The following is a 1,297-nucleotide window of genomic DNA, read 5'->3' on the forward strand; positions in this document are numbered from 1 at the left end:
GTTGCTCCTATGTCAAGCCGCTGCCGTGAGGCGGGGTGATTGGTGGGTGGTGCTCTGCTGGAGGGCGTTGTAGACGATGCGGGCGAGGTGTCGTTTGAGTGCTCGAAGCGCTTCCATCGTTGTGTCTCCCCTGGTTCGGCGTCGCTGGAAGTAGTCGTGGCCGGGGCCGTGGAGGCGGATCTGGGTGACCGCGATGCGGTGCAGGGCGGCGTTGAGCTGGCGGTTACCACCGCGGGCCAGGCGATGCCGGATCGTCTTGCCGGAGGAGGCGGGGATCGGGGCGGCCCCGGCATGCATGGCGAAGCAGGCCTCGGAGCGGAACCGGGTCACGTTCGCGGTCTCGCCGACGATCTTCGCCGCGGTCAACGCCCCGCAGCCGGGCAGCGCCAGCAGCCGCGGCGCGACGCGCTCCATGAGCGCCGCCAGCTCATGCTCCAGCGCGTTGGCCCGCACGGTCAGGGTCCGGATGTCGGTGACGAGCTCGGTGGCGATGCGCACCACGATCGACGGCGGCTGCTGCGCCAGCCACGCGTCGAGTCGATCGAGTTCACACAGCCGGTCCAGGGAGCGGGCGGCCGGATCGAGTTCCGGGTCGAGCTCGTGCAGGTGCCAGCGCAGCCGATTCTGCATCTGGGTGCGGGTGTTCACCAGGTCTTCTCGGTGGTCGACCAGCAGCTTGATCTCGCGCGACACCCCGTCGTGCGTGGCGATGGGCAGATCCGGCTCGCGCAGCGCGGCCCGGGCGATCGCCAGCGCGTCGATCGGGTCCGACTTGCCCCGCATGCGCACTGACTGCCGGGCTGTGGCCATCAACTTCGGCGGCACCCGCACCACACTCTGGCCCGCCGCCAGCAACGCCCGCTCCAACCGGGTCGACACATGCCGGCAGTCCTCCACCGCGAACCGCAGCTCCGCGTCCGGCCAACGGCGCAACACCCAGCGCAACAGCTGCCGATGCCCGGCATCGGTGGCCCGTACCGTCCGGTGATCCAGCTCCCGGCCCACCTCGTCCACCGCGCCCGCAGTGTGTGTGTTCTTGTGGACATCGATACCCAGCACCACCACCATGGGAATGGTCTCCTTCCAGACTCGAAGGGACGGCTGGGCCGGCCGGCGGACACACCTCAGTGGGGGCGACGCCACGCTCCTGTCAAGTCACGCCGGCCGACCCTGACCAGCCGGTGACCGGCACAACGCATGATCGCCAACCCACGGGCGGCAACGACACTACGAGCCAGATCACCAACGGCCAGGATCCCAACCACCGCAACAGCGGCAACATCACCCTGACACTGAG

Annotated in this window: 1 protein-coding gene; it reads right to left on the reverse strand. The window is 69.2% G+C overall.

From position 1 onward, the window contains the following. Positions 1 to 12: 12 nt before the first annotated feature. Positions 13 to 1,068 carry an IS110 family RNA-guided transposase gene (locus B0I33_RS29570; RefSeq protein ID WP_245901206.1) on the reverse strand — a complete coding sequence of 352 codons (1,056 nt, stop codon included), beginning with the start codon at positions 1,066 to 1,068 and terminating at the stop codon, positions 13 to 15. Between the last annotated feature and the right edge of the window lie 229 nt (positions 1,069 to 1,297).

It is taken from the genome of Prauserella shujinwangii (assembly GCF_003001955.1).
Taxonomy (GTDB): domain Bacteria; phylum Actinomycetota; class Actinomycetes; order Mycobacteriales; family Pseudonocardiaceae; genus Qaidamihabitans; species Qaidamihabitans shujinwangii.